Consider the following 17,471-nt stretch of genomic DNA (forward strand, 5'->3'; position numbering starts at 1 on the left):
TTATTTGTATGAAGTTAATAATTGAAATGGAATGAATGTGTTTATTTCACATGAATAATCTTGAGGGTATTGGTGCCACCAGGCTCACCCATAGGCTCACCAGAAGTCAACACGACGGTATCGCCCTTTTTAACTGCGCCCAATTTCTTTAGACATGCCTCTACCTCTTGTAGAGCAGTGTCACGATCCTTGGTGTAATCCAAACCAATAGGTGTGACATTACGGTAAGTACTTAATGCGCGCTGTGTAGCAATCTTTGAAGTTAAGGCAAAGATCGGCACATGAATGTTATGACGGCTCATCCAGATTGCAGTCGAACCTGAATCTGTCAATGCTGCAATCGCATCTGCATTTAAGTGATGAGCGGTAAATAAAGCGCCCAACGCTATGGTTTGATCAATGCGAGTAAAGGTTTGATCTAAGAAGTCTGTATCTAACTTCACGCGATCTGATTTCTCCGCTTCAACGCAAATCTCAGCCATTGCTTTAATGGTTTGCACTGGATACATTCCAGCTGCAGACTCAGCAGAAAGCATCACAGCATCGGTGCCATCTAAAACTGCATTAGCCACGTCACTAACTTCGGCACGGGTTGGAACTGGAGCGCTAATCATTGACTCCATCATTTGTGTTGCCGTGATTGTGAATTTATCCGCCTCACGCGCCCATGTAATCATCCGTTTTTGTAACGCAGGCACCGCAGCATTACCAACTTCAATGGCAAGATCACCACGGGCGACCATAATGCCGTCACTCTCAGCAATAATACTTTTGAGAGCCTCTGGCTCAATAGCCTCAGCGCGCTCTACCTTAGCAATCGTTCTAACCCTGCCTACACCATACTTGGCGCTAGCGGCATCCGCTAGCTTGCGCGCATAAGCCATATCTGCGCCATCTTTTGGAAAACTGATTGCCAGGAAATCAACCCCCATGGCGATTGCCGCATCTAAGTCTGTGATATCTTTTTCAGTCAATGCAGGTGCAGTCAAACCCCCGCCTGCACGATTAATACCTTTGTTATTGGAGAGTGGCCCGCCTTGCTCAACAAGAGTAAAAATTTCTCCGCCTTTAACGCTTTCAACACGGAGTACTACTAAGCCATCATTCAACAGAAGGCGATCGCCTGGCTTTACATCATTAGGAAGTTCTTTGTAATCAAGCCCTACACGATCTTGATTACCCATTTCACACGCTACATCCAGAATAAATTTTTCACCTTCTTTTAGAAGGATCTTGCTATCAGCAAACTTTCCGACCCGTATCTTTGGGCCCTGAAGATCGGCCATGATGCCAACTTCCTTGCCAGCTTCAGCAGAAATGCTTCGCACCAAATCATGACGCGCTTTGTGATCTGCAACTGTGCCGTGTGAAAAGTTCATCCGCACGACATCAACTCCAGCACGAATCATGTCGCGTAAGACTTCAGGCTTTTCGGATGCTGGCCCTAATGTTGCAATGATTTTGGTTGCTCTAAGCATGTTTAGTCTTTCGCCCTTTCGGCAAGTACTGCAAAGGCCGGCAACGTTTTACCTTCAAGGAACTCCAAGAAAGCGCCACCGCCAGTTGAGATGTAATCCACTTGATTTTCAATGCCGTACTTAGCAATAGCTGCCAAAGTATCGCCACCCCCTGCAATTGAGAAGGCTGGTGAGTGTGCAATCGCTGCCGCAAGCATCTTGGTGCCACCGCCAAACTGATCGATTTCAAAAACGCCAAGGGGGCCGTTCCAAACAATCGTACCTGCATGCGCCAACATGATTGATAAACGCGCCGCTGTCTTGGGGCCAATATCCAAAATCATGTCGTCTTCGGCAACTTGATCAGCAGGCACGCGGTTTGCACGAGCTAGTGGTGAGAGTTCATTCGCAACCACAACATCCTCTGGAATAGGTACATGTGCCCCACGCTTTTCCATCAGATGCATAATCTCTCGCGCTTCCTGCACCAAGTCAGGCTCAGCAAGAGATTTGCCGATTGGCAAACCTTTGGCCAACATAAAGGTATTGGCAATACCACCACCAACAATTAGCTCATCTACTTTTTCAGAGAGGGCTTTCAGAATAGTTAACTTCGAGGAAACCTTGGAGCCAGCAACAATCGCTACTAGCGGGCGTTTTGGACTTGCCAATGCGCGACTTAAGGCATCTAATTCGGCAGCCATTAAAGGACCGGCACAAGCAATTGGCGCAAACTTCGCAACGCCATTAGTGGTCGCCTCAGCACGATGCGCCGTGCCAAATGCATCGTTGACGTAAACATCGCAAAGAGCTGCAATCTTTTTTGCTAGCTCATCATTGTTCTTTTTCTCGCCAATATTTAAACGGCAATTTTCCAAAAGAACTACTTCGCCTGGATTGACTTCAAAACCACCATCTACCCAATCACTAATAAGAGGGACCTTACGATTAAGAAAAGTAGCAATCCGATCCGCTACAGGCGCCAAGCTATCCTCGGGTTTAAATTCACCCTCGGTTGGGCGCCCCAAGTGAGAGGTCACCATTACTGCTGCGCCAGCATCTAAGCACATTTGCACTGCAGGCATGGATGCGCGGATTCGGGTGTCTTCCGTAATGTTGCCAGCTTCGTCTTGAGGGACATTGAGGTCAGCACGGATAAAAACCCGTTTTCCCTTTAATTGGCCCAATTGGGCTAATTCGCTTAAACGCTTAACTTTAAATAAGGATTCCGGCATGAGAGTAGCTAAATTAGGTGGTTTATAGGGAATACTCCATTCTAAATCGTCTAGCCCCATCACCCCGAAGGACTGGACTATCGGACTGCTCAGCCTGCTCTACAATAGAGGTTTGGACGCATTGCATGTCAAAAGGCCCAAAACCGATTGAATCTGCGCCCTCATTAATCCGCTATTAAACATAGCCTATAGACACAAAAGGTAGAGAAAATGTCGATGTCCGACCGCGATGGCTTTATTTGGTCCGATGGGAAGCTGATTCCTTGGCGTGAGGCCAATGTTCACGTACTAACCCATAGCCTGCACTACGGTATGGGTGTATTTGAAGGTATCCGCGCTTATAAAACCCCCCAGGGTACCGCCATTTTCCGCCTGCCAGAGCACGTCAAACGCCTCTTTAATGGCACCAAGATCTTTCAGATGAACATGCCTTACAGCTCAGATGAGATTACTAAAGGCATTATTGATGTGGTCAATAGCAATAAGCTAGAGTCTTGCTACATCCGCCCCATCATCTTTATTGGCTCCCAAAAGCTTGGCATCTCCCCTAAAGGCAACAGCATCCACACTGCCATCGCAGCATGGGAGTGGGGCGCCTATTTAGGAGAAGACGGTCTCAATAAAGGGATTCGCGTTAAGACCTCATCGTTTACTCGCCACTTTGTAAACTCCTCATTAGTTCGCGCCAAAGCCTCAGGCTATTACATCAACTCTATTTTGGCTAACCAAGAAGTCACTGCTAATGGGTACGACGAAGCGTTGTTACTCGATACCGAAGGTTATGTTTCTGAAGGCTCTGGAGAGAATCTTTTTATGGTTCGCAATGGGGTTGTTTACACACCAGACTTGGCTTCTTGCTTAGACGGTATTACACGTGATTCAGTGATTCAAATCGCTAAAGATCTTGGCTATGAAGTTCGCGAAAAACGTTTAACTCGTGATGAAGTCTATTCTGCTGATGAAGCATTCTTTACTGGTACCGCTGCCGAAGTAACACCCATTCGCGAGCTCGATGATCGCACGATCGGTGATGGTAAGCGTGGTCCAATTACTGAAAAAATTCAGAAGACCTATTTCGATGCAGTGTATGGCCGCAGCGATCAATATAAGTCTTGGCTCACTTACGTTAAATAATATTTAGCAACCGGGAAGCAAAATATGACTCAAGCTCAAGTGACAATGATTGATGGCAAAGATCTGCCATTGCATTGCCCAACCAATAAAACTCCTGCATGGAATTCTCATCCAAGAGTTTTTTTAGACATCACCAAAACTGGCGAAGCGAAGTGTCCTTATTGTGGCGCTGAGTACAAGCTCATACCTGGCACAGAGCCACACGGGCACTAGGCCATATCAGCACCTCCCCGTGGGGTGCTGAGTCGGGATACAACACATGCAAGGTATTCTGATCATCGCCCCCAACTGGATTGGGGATGCCGTCATGACTCAGCCCCTACTGGCTAATCTCAAGGCGCAATATCCAAACTCAACAATTGATGTTCTAGCTAGCACCTGGGTTGCACCCATTTATCGTGCGTGCACTGAAGTCAATGAAGTCATTGAAGCAAAGTTTGAACATCAGCAACTGCAATGGGGATTACGCAAACAACTAGCCAAAGACATTGAGGCTAATAATTACCAAGCATGCCTTGTACTTCCGAATAGTTTCAAATCCGCACTCATCCCTTGGTTAGCCAATATTCCATTCCGAATTGGTTATCGTGGAGAGTTGCGATATGGCTTAATCAACGTATCGCTTGATAATCCAAGCAAAGTTAATCGCCCACCAATGGTGGAGCACTACCTCGCGCTGAGCCAATTACTGAAAGACGATGAAGTCAATCCGCCAAACGAATTAACACCAAAGCTCAATGTCTCATCTGTTGCTCAGCACTCTGTAGAACAAAAATTAGCTGCAGCAAACATCAATCCAAATGCTCTTTTGGTGTTTTGTCCAGGAGCCGAGTTTGGCCCAACAAAACGTTGGCCAGCTGAACATTTTGCGGAGCTCGCCAGGAATCTTATTGAGCAAAATGCAGATCTTCAGATTGTGCTGTTAGGTGGAAGTAGTGATCACGAACTTGCCCAGAATATCGTGTTGCAATCTGGAAACAACCCTCATCTACATAACTGGTGTGGCATCACCTCCTTAGACGAGGCGATTGCTTTAATTGATACAGCAATGGCTGTAGTAAGCAATGATTCGGGCTTGATGCATATCGCTGCGGCACTCAAAACCCCTCAAGTGGCTATTTTTGGGTCCAGCGACCCTGCTCATACACCTCCACTTTCAGAGAAGGCGAAAGTGATTTGGCTCAATCTTCCCTGTAGCCCTTGTCATAAAAAGATCTGTCCCTTGGGCCACTTAAAGTGTCTAAATGACATCCTGCCCCAGCAAGTATTCGCTACACTGAATACCTTGAATTAAATATCTAGGAAACGTTAGCCATGACCAAACTAGCCAGACTCTTTCACAACGCTGATGAAGTGGTTGATGCCTGGCGTGATGCACTAAGACACCGTGACGTCAAAGGCGCCCTAGATATTTGGCTAGATGATGATTCGATTACTTGCGTACTTCCTGAGGGCCATCGTCTAAGCGGTCATACAGAAATTCGTGAGGGCCTAGAAAGGCTTTTATCAAAACAAGCGTTATTTCTTGAGCCAATTGCTTGTATCAGTCACTCCATTTTGGGCGCGGCAGTGTATGACACCACTGAAGCAGTTCATCTAAGAGCGGATCAAATTGAGGCAGAGTTTTTTCTCAATATCACTTTGGTACTCTTACAAGATAGTCAAGGTTGGCGCATTGCTCACCTACACGCCAGTCGCTCAACTGACGATACTTTTGACGCACCATCTACCCCACACGGTTTGCATTAAAAATGTATGGATGAGCAAGTACTTCGCTCACTCATCAAATGGCCTAATGTGCCAGATTGCTATGGCTGGCTAGCTCTTGATCGCCGTGGTCAATGGCGCATGGTTAATGAATTTGCACAGCAAAGCAAACTTCCTGGACAAGTCATTACTCATGCAATGCTCAATGAGTTCATTTCCAGAAATTACGCTAGCGATTCATTGGGAAAATTCTTTTTTCAAAATGGTCCACAACGGGTATTTATCAATCTAGCTGCAACACCCTGGATAACTCGCATCATTCCAAGTGATCAAGGCTTAAAACTGATTACACAATGTCAAACAGAAATTTCACCAAATGCGGCACTAAGTGATGAGCATGGGAATATTTATATTGTTGGTCTAGTTAGCCAAACGAAATATCAAGATTTAGCTTCGCAACAATTCACAAAAGAATTGCACCCATGCGTCGCGTTGTTACATGATCACGACCTAGATCAATTTTCTGAGTTAGCTAAACTACGCGAAGAGGCCTGTAGCTTTGGGGGATCTTGGAGTTGGCAGGGCAAGCAGTTACCTTTAGACCCAATATATTCTGAAGAATTAAGCAAAAGATTTGGGTATATCAGTCAACCGCAACCAAGTTCAATCTAGCTTGGTAGTTGCTTCTTCTCTTTCAACTCGTCGTTATATTGTCTTTGCATCTCTCTAAGACGAGCATCAATAGATGAGCCTTGATAAAAGTCTGAACCTGCTGCGGATCTAGCAATTCTCATCTGCTCCAAGGCTGATGGCCAAGCGCCCTCTAGTGCATATTTTTCACCAAGAGCGTAATGACGCATTGGAATATTGTTAGCCTGATCATAGGCTTTCGAAAGCAGGCCCCACCAGATCACCTCATTCGACTGCACCTTTGTACGAGCCTTGAGCCAAGAAATTGCATCATTCGTTCTGCCTAGTTTTAATTCAGCATTGATCATTGCTACTGCTGCTGCAAAGGATTGCGGATAAGCTTTCAGGGCTGATTGAGCTATTTGCAAAGCCTCATCGTTTCTTCCTTTTGCAAGTGCCAACTCAGATGACATGACATCTAAGGAAAGACTTTGGCGCTGTCCTGATGAAGAAGTTGTACTGTATTTTTGCGCTAAATTTCGCGCCTGCTGTAAGTTACTCTCTGCAACATCAATCTTGCCTTGTCTTTGAGCGATCAGCGCTAAACCATAAAAGCCTTCCATTTGCTTACCGATTGGAGCTTGTTTACTCAGACTTTCAAATACATTCTTGAGGTCATATAAACCGCTTGATGTTCCTGCCTGCTCCATACGTGCACGAGCTTTAATAAAATAAAATTCAGAAGTGGCAGGAACATGATGCTGAGGCACGCTACGAACGCGATCCTGCATATCCGCAATACGGTCGGTAGTTAATGGGTGGGACCGAACATAGGTTGGAACCCCTTTATCCATAATCCCGGTAATTTTTTGTAAGCGCTGGAAAAAGTCTGGGGCGCCATTTACGTCATAGCCACTAGCATTGAGGATTTGGAAGCCAACTCGATCCGCCTCACGCTCCGCATCTCTTGAGTAAGAAAGCTGATTATTGATTGCAGCAGCTTGACCCCCTTGCATTAAGCCACCAGCAGCCTGAGGATTGCGAGACATCGCTAATGCGCCTAAAACCATACCCGCTAAAGCAATCATGGTGTTGGTGGCCTGCCGATCCATCTGACGCGCTAAGTGCCGCTGTAAAACGTGACCTGTTTCATGCCCCATCACAGAAGCTACTTCAGAATCTGTCTCTGCATCCACAATTAAGCCAGTATGAAATCCAATGAACCCCCCTGGTAACGCAAATGCATTGATGCTGCTATCTTTTACTGCGAATACTTCAAAGTTATAGGCGCCGCTTCCTTGTTCGTTTGCGCCACCCAGTTGCAATTTTTTTGCAGTCTGAAGTAAGCGTCGCTCCATTTGATTCAAGTAGTCATATAGCGGTAAGTCATTTGAATAGTCAGCATCAGGCCGAATCTCCCGCATGATGAGCTCACCATACTTACGCTCATCTATGCGACTTAAAGCATCACCACCTGGATCACCCATATCCGGCAGGATGATATTGGGCTGCGCTTGAAGAGTATTGCGAGTGGGGGCATTAGCAGGTCGGGCGTCTGGAGATTGCATAGCTCTACCAATATTCTGGATTGCGGCAGAGTTACCTTCCACGGAGACATCACCCACAGCCGGCGCAGCAGTGGTTACGCCAGCCCCAGAAATCTCCAAGGATAGCGCCAGTAATAATGCCAAACCACGCCTAAATACAGATGTTTTGTTAGATGTCTTTATGTCTTGCATCCCTATATGGTAAAACTTATCTCATGAACAAACTAACTCATTTTGATGCCAGTGGCCAAGCCCACATGGTCAATGTCGGCGATAAACCCAATACCCACCGCATAGCCATTGCAACTGGGAAAATTACGATGCTCCCGGAAACCTTCAAAATGGTTGAGTCAGGGACCCATAAAAAGGGTGATGTTTTAGGAATCGCTCGCATTGCAGGTATTCAGGCGTCCAAAAAGACGGCGGATCTCATCCCTCTCTGCCACCCTTTAGCACTTACTCACGTCAGCCTCGAATTTGCGCTTGACCCAAAAACCAGCAGCATCTCTTGCCAAGTCAGAGCAGAAACCACCGGCCCCACTGGCGTTGAAATGGAAGCTCTCACCGCAGTCCAAGTTGCCCTACTCACAATCTACGATATGTGCAAAGCAGTTGACCGTGGCATGGTAATGGGTGATGTGAAGCTACTTGAGAAAAGTGGCGGTAAATCAGGTGAGTGGAAAGCCCAATAAAACACAAGCCACCCTAGGGTGGCTTTAATTACCAGATCATCCGTTCTATCTACTTACTAATTCTGCACTCCGACGGCAGTAGCTGAGAAATTAAATTTGTCTCGGTAGACCTGCATGACCAACCGCCAGCCCAAGTTGCTCCCTCTGGTTTTGATAAGTCAATAGGCTTAGGAGAATTCGCATCTGGCTCATTTGTTGGTACTAAGTGCAATGTATTTTTTCCTTCAGGCGCCACACTCACTTGATAGTCAATAGCAATTGCACCAGAGGGTGTAATTTCAATTAACTTGACACTTCGTGTAGGCGTAAATGTAAATGCTCCGTTTGTTGCCTCATCCATCGGTACGGTTCCGCGACTGGCAAATGCTTCTGTCACCGCAAGCTTAGCGCTTGAGGAGAGATTCATACCCTCAACTACTCTGCTGCGAGCGATATAGTCTTGATATTGCGGTACTGCTACAGCAACCAAAATACCAATAATCGCCACCACTACCATCACTTCGATCAAGGTAAAACCAGCTTCTTGATGATCTTTATTTGTACTCTGCATATTTTTTGGCTCCTGAGGTGAAATACCTCATCATCCAGTCTATACCTCTTCAACTCAATGAAACGACTAATAAAAAAGCCAGCTTTTTGAGCCGGCTTTTTCTGATTTTTGAATAAGAGACTTATGCCTCTTTAGATGCATTCTTTTTCTTGAGATAAGTGCCTAGCAGGATCACGATCGCAACCCCGATACCCTCAAAGATCATGTGAGCATCTTCAAAAGCAGCCTGCATCGATTCTTTGATCGCAGGATCTTCTACCAACATGCCACCTGCCAATAACCCTAGCAAGCCTGCACCAAGAGTAATGATGACCGGAAAACGATCCATCACTTTGAGAAGCATGGTGCTACCAAAAATAATCAATGGAATGGATAGGCCAAGACCAATGATGAGTAGAGCTAAACGGGTTTCTTCTGGACCCTTTTGTGCGGCAGCTGCAACGGCCAATACATTGTCCAAACTCATTACCAAATCGGCTACTAAGATCGTACGAATAGCACCCCAAATATTAGAGCTACCCTCCATGTTTGCATCATCATCACTATCGGCTAATAATTGCACTCCGATATAAATCAGCAATATTGCGCCAATAATTTTTAAATAGGGAAGGGTTAGTAACTGAACTGCTGTAATGGTAAGAACTACACGCAAAACAATTGCAGCAGCACTACCCCAAAAAATTGCTTTCTTCTGCTGATGCGCTGGTAGATTGCGTGATGCCAAAGCAATCACAACAGCGTTATCGCCTGATAACAAAATATTTGCAATGATGATTGATAGAAGTGCAGCCCAAAATGCCGGACCTGAAAATACTGAAAAATCCATTGTTTGTCTCCCTGCAATTTTTTATATTTTGATTACTGATTTACTACTATTCACTACAAAAAATGGATGCCGATTATTCAGCATCCATTTTTGATTACAAATTAAAGCATTGCTTTTAGCAAGGCTGCCATCTCAGATGGGTTCTTAGTTACCTTGAAACCACACTCTTCCATCACGGCAAGCTTGGCATCAGCAGTATCAGCACCACCAGAGATCAATGCGCCAGCATGACCCATACGCTTACCAGGAGGCGCAGTTACACCAGCAATAAAGCCGACCACTGGTTTCTTCATATTTTCTTTGCACCAACGAGCCGCTTCAGCTTCATCTGGTCCGCCGATTTCACCGATCATGATGACTGCATCAGTCTCTGGATCTTCGTTGAACATGCGCATCACATCAATATGCTTCAAACCGTTAATTGGGTCACCACCGATACCAACGGCAGTAGATTGACCCAAACCGATTGCTGTCAATTGACCAACAGCTTCGTATGTCAGAGTACCTGAGCGGCTAACAACACCAATGCGGCCCTTTTTATGGATATGGCCAGGCATGATGCCGATTTTGATTTCATCAGGTGTGATGATTCCTGGGCAGTTAGGGCCAAGTAACAAGGTTTTCTTGCCACCTTTAGCTTCTTTTGCCCTCATCTTGTTGCGTACTTCAAGCATGTCTCGCACAGGAATACCTTCAGTAATACAAATTACGAAATCTAGGTCAGCTTCAACAGCTTCCCAGATCGCTGCAGCAGCACCAGGAGGCGGAACATAGATAACTGAAGTAGTTGCGCCAGTTTGCTGAGCAGCCTCTTTAACAGTCGCATAAATCGGAATATTAAAAATAGACTCGCCAGCTTTTTTAGGATTTACACCAGCAACAAAACAGTTCTTGCCGTTTGCGTATTCTTGACACTTTTCAGTGTGGAATTGACCGGTCTTACCAGTAATACCTTGTGTAATGACTTTGGTGTTTTTATTGATCAAAATAGACATATTGAAATTCCTGGATTATTTGTTTTTGGCAACAGCAGCAACTACCTTTGTAGCAGCCTCCGCCATTGAATCTGCGCTAATGATTGGCAAACCAGAGTCCGCAAGAATCTTCTTGCCTAACTCTTCGTTTGTACCCTTCATACGCACAACCAAAGGTACTGTGAGATTAACTGCCTTACATGCAGTGACCACACCGTCAGCAATCACATCGCAACGCATAATGCCGCCGAAGATGTTGACCAAAATAGCTTCAACGCTCTTGTTCTTAAGCATGATCTTGAATGCTTCAGTAACCTTCTCTGCTGTAGCGCCACCGCCAACATCCAAGAAGTTTGCAGGCTCACCACCGAACAACTTAATAGTGTCCATGGTTGCCATAGCTAAACCAGCACCATTCACCAAACAACCAATGTTGCCATCTAAAGAGATATAAGCAAGATCGAATTTAGAGGCTTCGATTTCGGCAGCATCTTCTTCATCGATATCACGATAGGCAACGATTTCAGGATGACGGAATAATGCGTTTGGATCAAAGTTGAACTTCGCATCCAAGGCCTTAATCTTGCCATTACCCTCTAGGATCAATGGATTAATTTCAACCAATGAAGCATCGGTATCCCAGTAAGTTTTGTAGAGATTTTTAAATACGTCACGAGCCATTGGAATAGAGGCTTCTGGTACACCAATGCCTTTAGCAACAATGTCGCAGTCTGCATCTGTCAAGCCAATCAATGGATCAACAAATACTTTGATAATTTTTTCTGGATGGGATTCTGCAACTTCCTCGATATCCATACCGCCTTCGCTTGAGGCCATGATCACATTCTTTTGTGTTGCACGGTCTGTAACGATGCTGAAGTAGTACTCTTTTTTAATGTCTGCGCCGTCTTCAATCAAAAGGCGATTTACTTTTTGACCTTCTGGTCCAGTTTGATGAGTCTTGAGTTGCATGCCTAAGATTTCAGAAGCATATTTCTTCACGTCGTCCATGCTTCGCGCCAACTTCACGCCACCACCTTTACCGCGACCACCAGCATGAATCTGTGCCTTTACAACCCATACTGGGCCGCCAAGCTTTTCAGCAGCTTTCACTGCCTCATCAACACTAAATGCAGGAATGCCGTTTGGAACAGGCACATTAAATTGGCGCAGAAGTTCTTTGCCTTGGTACTCGTGAATTTTCATAATTACTCCGAAACGGTATCTTTTTTAGCAAGCAATGAGGATTAGTTAAACCGATGTTGCCTTGATCCCATACTTACCCTGGAAGTAGCTAAATTAGCTAAATTTGAATAAATGCGAACGGCTTGACCGACTACCTAAGTCTATCATGTTGCAATGCCGCAAATGGCATTTCTAGATCCGTAATTGCCCTAATCCGGGCTCTGGCCGCCAATGATTTTAGCGACCACATCCGAGCTAAATCCTTTGGATGCTAAGAAGCGATATTGCCTCGCGCGCTCCTTTTGGTCTTGGGCTTTCTGTCCATATCTTCTTGACCAAAGATCGTAGGCCCTCTGAAATTCAGTCTCCTTGAGGGCGCCAAGCAGCTTGGCAGATTGCTTAGAGTCTACCCCCGCCCTCTCGAGCTCATCAGCTATTTTCCGAGCGCCATAGCGATCGCTACGCCGACGCACCAAAGCTTCAGAAAATCGCTCATCTGAGAGCCAACCCCGCGCCTCAAAATCATCCAGCACTGCCTCAATACCCAGGGTAGTCGCATGCTGAGTTTGCCCTTCCTGCTGAGCCCCAAGCTTGGCCCACCGAGCCTCTGACTCAGCTAACTTGGAGGCTAAAGTCTTGCGACTATATTCTCGGAGCGATAAAAGACGCAAAGCCCGAGCTTTGAGACTCGGGCTTTGTTTTGGTTTCTTGCTACCTAATTCTGACATTGAGTTATTCGATGTGCTTATTCGACTTCCTCTTCCTCACTCAGAACATCAGTGACTACTGCAGAGCCAACCTTAACGCCTAGCTTCTCACGAATTTTGGCTTCAATATCTTTAGCGATTGCGGGATTCTCTTTCAAGAAATCGCGTACATTGTCTTTACCTTGACCAATGCGATCGCCGTTGTAGCTATACCAAGACCCTGACTTTTCAACGATATCGGCCTCAACACCCATGTCAATGATCTCACCCTCTCTTGAAATGCCAGCGCCATACATGATGTCAAAAATAGCTTCACGAAATGGAGGAGAAACTTTATTCTTCACAACCTTCACACGAGTTTCGTTACCAACAACCTCATCACCTTTTTTGATGCTACCGATACGACGAATATCCAAACGCATAGAAGCGTAGAACTTCAGCGCATTACCACCAGTAGTGGTCTCTGGAGAACCAAACATCACGCCAATCTTCATACGAATTTGATTAATAAAAATCACGGTGGTGTTGGTACGCTTGATAGCGCCAGTCAATTTACGCAAAGCTTGACTCATCAAACGAGCCTGTAAGCCTGGCAATGAATCACCCATGTCGCCTTCAATCTCAGCCTTTGGAACCAGCGCCGCAACAGAGTCAATAACGATTAAATCAATTGATCCGGAGCGCACCAAGGCATCAGCAATCTCTAATGCCTGCTCGCCAGTGTCTGGCTGAGAAATCAATAAATTATTTACGTCTACGCCCAAGCGTGATGCGTACTGAACATCTAAAGCGTGCTCAGCGTCAATAAATGCGCAAGTGCCACCGAGCTTTTGCATTTCAGCAATAGCATGCAACGTTAAAGTCGTTTTACCAGATGATTCTGGGCCGTAGATTTCTATGACGCGACCACGTGCTAGACCACCAACACCCAGAGCGATATCCAAGCCAAGTGATCCACTTGATACCACTTGAATATCTTGACTGATTTCAGCATCACCCAATCGCATGATCGAGCCTTTGCCAAATTGCTTTTCAATTTGCGCTAAGGCAGCTGTTAGTGCTTTTTGTTTGTCTCCACTCATTCCCTCAAATTCTGATGAGGCTGATTTTCTTTTGTCATCCAAGGCCATTTTTGTTCCCTTTTCGCTTTGTATTGGGGCTTTTTCCCGAAGTTTTATCTACTGTCTAACAACTTAGGACTTACTGTATATAAAAACAGTATTCTTTGCAAGCGACTTTTTCAAGGAATTTACAGATTTTTTACTAATCCTTGTTCGAGAGGGGTTCGATCCCAATAGAAAAACAAGGGTATAGCCACAGCCCAAACGATCCCAACGAGGATAAAACCGATAGTCTGCCCGCCTGGACCCCAACCTCCAGCCCCCATCCGAATGCCAGCCTCATAGGACATTGGGCCACAAATCCCCCCTAATATGGCCCCCAGGATTGGCCTGCCACGCAACCAGGACAAAGATCCATTGATGGTGGTGGCTACTAAAACCCATAGAACCCACATCCAAACTGGGGATAGGTAGCTTAAGGGCCAAGAATCTTGAAAATCTAAGTAACCCAGATGAACAATTAGGGTATCAGCCAGGATTCCATAAATAAGCGCCCTGCTTAATAAACGGAATGACTCCCTGGGCTCATCTAGGCGCCATATATGAAAGGCAATGTAGCCCAACGTTCCCAGAACCGCCCAGAACACTTGCTTGTTAGCAGCGCCCAACACACAAGCAAACCAACCTAGCTGGAAAAAGACAAAATTCCAAAATTTAGCCATATCGGAAGATTCTACTGAGCCTAAGAAAAAGGCCACTGCCGATGGGCAATGGCCTTTAGATTTGGTGGCGAATCAGGGATTTGAACCCCGGACCTGCGGATTATGATTCCGTCGCTCTAACCAGCTGAGCTAATTCGCCGAAGGTGTGATTGTAGCAAATCTACCCCATTCTGTAATGGCTCAACCCAGAAACCGTAATATAGATACATGAAAAATCAACTGCGAAAAGTACTGATTTGGTTAGCCTTAGGCACTTTTTTACCCCAGAGCGCATTTGCAGCACAAATCTTTATCACTAACTACCCATCGGAAGCCAATGCCAAGGTCTTTGTTACCAAGTACCCATCCGAGGCAAATTGCATTGTTTATGAAACCCAATACTCCAGCGATAACGAGCCAGGAGTTTGGTTTTATACAAAATATAAAAGTGATGCTCGAGCTACGATCTACTACACCCAATACAAATCCGATGCTGATCTTGTGGTGTATTTCACGAAGTACAAAAGCGATGCTCGTTGTCGCTACTAATTTAGCATTTAACACATGAAGCTCATCTCCATTTCCTCAGGAAAGGTTCTGCCTTTATTTGGCAATCATCACCCCAATTACCAATCCGTGGCATCAGCAATTCACAAGAAGAGCATGAGTAATTTACAAAATCCTAAAGCAGTGGAAATTAATCATCTTGGAGTTGTGGGAGATGAACAGGCCGACTTAAGTGTGCACGGTGGCATTGAAAAAGCAATTTATGTTTATCCATCAGAGCACTACGCGTTCTGGAATGAGCTACTCGCACGCGAAACCAAAAAGCACTCATCACTTGAATATGGGGCTATTGGTGAAAACTTCACAATTGAAGGTCTTTTAGAAACAGATGTGTTTGTTGGTGACCAACTACTGATTGGTGAGCTTGAGTTTTCTGTTGTCAAATTAAGAGAGCCTTGTTTTAAATTCAATGCTGCTTTAGGCTACAAGGGAGCCAGCAAGGCTATGCTCCAATCGGGCTTTAGTGGTTGGTACTTACGCGTACTCAAAACAGGCTCTTTGTCAGCAGGCGCTAGTATCACTCTAATTCCAGGCCCCAGAAATATTTCGATTGCCGCACAAAATAAAACCCTCTTAAATCGTCGGAATCAAAAAGATTTGTGGGAATAAAAAACCCGATCATTTCTGATCGGGTTTTGAATTTACTGCAGACTAAAAAATCTTAGTCACGTGCATAGATATCTACATCCTTGGTTTCACGTACAAACAATGTGCCGATTACTAAAGTAACCGCAGCAACGATAATTGGATACCAGAGGCCATAGTAAATATTGCCGTTTTGCGCAACCAGGGCAAAGGAGATCGTTGGCAACAAGCCGCCGAACCAACCGTTACCAATATGGTATGGCAATGACATAGAGGTGTAGCGAATTCGGGTTGGGAACATCTCAACCAACATCGCAGCGATTGGACCATAAACCATGGTTACCAAGATCACTAAGTAAACCAATAAGAGCAATACAGCAACATAGTTAATTTGTGCTGAATCAGCTTTTGCTGGGTAACCTTCTTTGTTCAAAGCGTCGCGGATTGCTTTCTTAAATTCAGCATCTTTTGCTTTCGCTTCAGCAGGATCTAGGCCCTTAGCGGTGTAGCCCGGAATCTCTACATCACCAATTTTCACTACAGCAACAGTGCCAGCAGGAGCTGGGATAGTGCTGTAGCTAGCAGAGTTAGATGCCATCACTTGTTTTGCAATATCGCAAGAGCTTGTGAATTTGGCAGTACCTGTTGGGTTGAACTGGAAAGTACATTCATTTACATCAGCAGTGATTGTTGCTGGCGCTGTTGCCATTGCTTTTTCTAGCGCTGGGTTAGCGTAGTGAGTCAAGGCATTGAACACAGAAACTGGGGTGTTAGGGATGTAAGTAATTACAGCCAATAACAAGCCACCCATGATGATCACTTTACGGCCGATCTTGTCTGACAAGCTACCGAACACCACGAAGAATGGTGTGCCGATTACCAATGAAGCAGCAATCAATAAGTTCGCAGTCTTTGGATCTACCTTTAATACTTGTGTCAGATAGAACAGAGCGTAGAACTGACCTGTATACCAAACCACTGCTTGACCTGCTACCAGACCAAACAATGCCAAGATCACAATCTTCAAATTCTTCCATTGACCAAATGACTCAGTCAAAGGTGCTTTAGACAATTTACCTTCTTCTTTCATCTTCTTGAAAGCTGGTGACTCATTCATGGACAAGCGAATCCATACAGAGATCGCCAACAATGCGATAGAAACGATGAAAGGAATGCGCCAGCCCCAAACGTCAAAGTCTGGACCAGTGAATTCACGTGTGAACAAAATCACGAGCAAGGAAAGGAACAAGCCCAAAGTAGCAGTTGTTTGGATCCAAGCCGTGTAAGCACCACGACGACCATTCGGAGCATGTTCTGCAACATAAGTAGCAGCACCGCCGTACTCACCACCCAAAGCCAAACCTTGAAGCATACGTAATGCGATCAAAATGACTGGAGCGGCAACACCGATCGTTGCGTAGTTAGGCAGAATGCCTACGATAAAGGTTGCGCCACCCATTAATAGGATGGTGACCAAGAAGGTGTATTTACGACCAATCAAATCGCCTAAGCGACCAAACACCAACGCGCCAAATGGACGCACGATGAAACCGGCGGCAAACGCTAACAACGCAAAAATGAAGGCAGAGCCTGCATCTAAGCCTGAAAAGAATTGCTTAGCAATAATTGCGGCAAGTGAACCGTAAAGATAAAAGTCGTACCACTCAAAAACCGTACCCAAGGAGGAAGCAAAAATAACTTTGCGCTCTTCAGCGGTCATTGGGGCTGCTTTAATTGATGTTGACATCAGTAGCTCCTAACTATTTTTATTGAAGTAAAAAACAACGAATCGATTATGCTTTGAAAAAAACCAAAGAAATCCGCTAGTTAGGGTAACTCCCCATCAATTAGGATCGGGGTTTTCCCGAGAAACCCAGCGAGAAGATGCTATAACGCAACAAGAGTTAGCCTGA

19 protein-coding genes and 1 tRNA gene are annotated in these 17,471 nt (G+C 45.3%); 8 read left to right on the forward strand and 12 right to left on the reverse strand.

The window, feature by feature from the left end; all coding sequences use genetic code 11:
- Positions 1-41: 41 nt before the first annotated feature.
- Both pyk and ICV38_RS09040 read right to left on the reverse strand, forming a co-directional pair.
- Complete coding sequence (gene pyk / locus ICV38_RS09035; RefSeq protein ID WP_215380159.1) at positions 42-1,478, reverse strand: pyruvate kinase; 1,437 nt, start codon at positions 1,476-1,478, stop codon at positions 42-44.
- Positions 1,479-1,480: 2 nt separating this feature from the next.
- Complete coding sequence (locus ICV38_RS09040) at positions 1,481-2,692, reverse strand: phosphoglycerate kinase (protein WP_215382865.1); 1,212 nt, start codon at positions 2,690-2,692, stop codon at positions 1,481-1,483.
- A 210-nt stretch (positions 2,693-2,902) separates the two neighbouring features.
- Here ICV38_RS09040 and ICV38_RS09045 point away from each other — a divergent pair, with 210 nt between their 5' ends.
- Genes ICV38_RS09045 through ICV38_RS09065 form a run of 5 tightly spaced genes read left to right on the forward strand, consistent with a single transcriptional unit; the run spans position 2,903 to position 6,205 of the window.
- Positions 2,903-3,826 (forward strand): branched-chain amino acid transaminase, encoded by a 924-nt coding sequence (locus ICV38_RS09045; protein WP_215380161.1) that lies wholly within the window; start codon positions 2,903-2,905, stop codon positions 3,824-3,826.
- A gap of 24 nt (positions 3,827-3,850) precedes the next feature.
- A complete protein-coding gene (locus tag ICV38_RS09050) occupies positions 3,851-4,039 on the forward strand; it encodes a zinc-finger domain-containing protein (protein WP_215380164.1) in 189 nt (62 codons plus the stop codon).
- A 46-nt stretch (positions 4,040-4,085) separates the two neighbouring features.
- On the forward strand, positions 4,086-5,120 hold the full coding sequence (waaF, locus tag ICV38_RS09055; protein WP_215380178.1) for a lipopolysaccharide heptosyltransferase II: 1,035 nt from the start codon (positions 4,086-4,088) through the stop codon (positions 5,118-5,120).
- A gap of 20 nt (positions 5,121-5,140) precedes the next feature.
- On the forward strand, positions 5,141-5,575 hold the full coding sequence (locus ICV38_RS09060; RefSeq protein ID WP_215380181.1) for a nuclear transport factor 2 family protein: 435 nt from the start codon (positions 5,141-5,143) through the stop codon (positions 5,573-5,575).
- A gap of 6 nt (positions 5,576-5,581) precedes the next feature.
- Positions 5,582-6,205: a DUF2946 family protein gene (locus tag ICV38_RS09065; RefSeq protein WP_215380183.1), complete on the forward strand. Its 624-nt coding sequence runs from the start codon at positions 5,582-5,584 to the stop codon at positions 6,203-6,205.
- Here the strand turns inward: ICV38_RS09065 and ICV38_RS09070 are convergent.
- Entirely contained in the window at positions 6,202-7,902 is a 1,701-nt protein-coding gene (locus ICV38_RS09070) for a M48 family metalloprotease (protein WP_215380199.1), read from the reverse strand. The two genes, ICV38_RS09065 and ICV38_RS09070, sit on opposite strands and share 4 nt — an antisense overlap.
- A 23-nt stretch (positions 7,903-7,925) precedes the next feature.
- On the opposite strand from ICV38_RS09070, the gene moaC reads away from it, so the two are divergent.
- Positions 7,926-8,402, forward strand: a complete 477-nt coding sequence (moaC, locus tag ICV38_RS09075) for a cyclic pyranopterin monophosphate synthase MoaC (protein WP_215380212.1) — start codon at positions 7,926-7,928, stop codon at positions 8,400-8,402.
- 49 nt (positions 8,403-8,451) lie between these two features.
- Here the strand turns inward: moaC and ICV38_RS09080 are convergent, their stop codons facing one another.
- The 8 genes from ICV38_RS09080 to ICV38_RS09115 all read right to left on the reverse strand — a co-directional run bounded on the left by ICV38_RS09080 (position 8,452) and on the right by ICV38_RS09115 (position 14,566).
- A complete protein-coding gene (locus tag ICV38_RS09080) occupies positions 8,452-8,952 on the reverse strand; it encodes a pilin (RefSeq protein ID WP_215380214.1) in 501 nt (166 codons plus the stop codon).
- Between the two features lie 121 nt (positions 8,953-9,073).
- Complete coding sequence (locus ICV38_RS09085; protein ID WP_215380217.1) at positions 9,074-9,778, reverse strand: TerC family protein; 705 nt, start codon at positions 9,776-9,778, stop codon at positions 9,074-9,076.
- Positions 9,779-9,879: 101 nt separating this feature from the next.
- Positions 9,880-10,773: a succinate--CoA ligase subunit alpha gene (gene sucD, locus ICV38_RS09090; protein ID WP_215380228.1), complete on the reverse strand. Its 894-nt coding sequence runs from the start codon at positions 10,771-10,773 to the stop codon at positions 9,880-9,882.
- 15 nt (positions 10,774-10,788) lie between these two features.
- Complete coding sequence (sucC, locus tag ICV38_RS09095; RefSeq protein WP_215380240.1) at positions 10,789-11,958, reverse strand: ADP-forming succinate--CoA ligase subunit beta; 1,170 nt, start codon at positions 11,956-11,958, stop codon at positions 10,789-10,791.
- Between the two features lie 188 nt (positions 11,959-12,146).
- Entirely contained in the window at positions 12,147-12,665 is a 519-nt protein-coding gene (gene recX, locus ICV38_RS09100) for a recombination regulator RecX (protein ID WP_215380252.1), read from the reverse strand.
- Positions 12,666-12,682: 17 nt separating this feature from the next.
- A complete protein-coding gene (recA, locus tag ICV38_RS09105; protein WP_228385137.1) occupies positions 12,683-13,726 on the reverse strand; it encodes a recombinase RecA in 1,044 nt (347 codons plus the stop codon).
- A 167-nt stretch (positions 13,727-13,893) separates the two neighbouring features.
- The gene (locus ICV38_RS09110) at positions 13,894-14,427 is read right to left on the reverse strand and encodes a DUF2878 domain-containing protein (protein ID WP_215380256.1); all 534 of its coding nucleotides are present in this window, start codon (positions 14,425-14,427) and stop codon (positions 13,894-13,896) included.
- Between the two features lie 62 nt (positions 14,428-14,489).
- Positions 14,490-14,566, reverse strand: a tRNA-Met gene (locus ICV38_RS09115).
- 68 nt (positions 14,567-14,634) lie between these two features.
- Here ICV38_RS09115 and ICV38_RS09120 point away from each other — a divergent pair.
- Complete coding sequence (locus ICV38_RS09120) at positions 14,635-14,955, forward strand: DUF6150 family protein (RefSeq protein WP_215380271.1); 321 nt, start codon at positions 14,635-14,637, stop codon at positions 14,953-14,955.
- Positions 14,956-14,970: 15 nt separating this feature from the next.
- On the forward strand, positions 14,971-15,582 hold the full coding sequence (locus tag ICV38_RS09125; protein WP_215380274.1) for an MOSC domain-containing protein: 612 nt from the start codon (positions 14,971-14,973) through the stop codon (positions 15,580-15,582).
- 52 nt (positions 15,583-15,634) lie between these two features.
- On the opposite strand, the gene ICV38_RS09130 is transcribed toward ICV38_RS09125, so the two are convergent.
- Positions 15,635-17,305 carry an MFS transporter gene (locus ICV38_RS09130; RefSeq protein ID WP_215380278.1) on the reverse strand — a complete coding sequence of 557 codons (1,671 nt, stop codon included), beginning with the start codon at positions 17,303-17,305 and terminating at the stop codon, positions 15,635-15,637.
- Between the last annotated feature and the right edge of the window lie 166 nt (positions 17,306-17,471).

The organism is Polynucleobacter sp. MG-6-Vaara-E2, assembly GCF_018687695.1.
Taxonomy (GTDB): Bacteria; Pseudomonadota; Gammaproteobacteria; order Burkholderiales; family Burkholderiaceae; genus Polynucleobacter.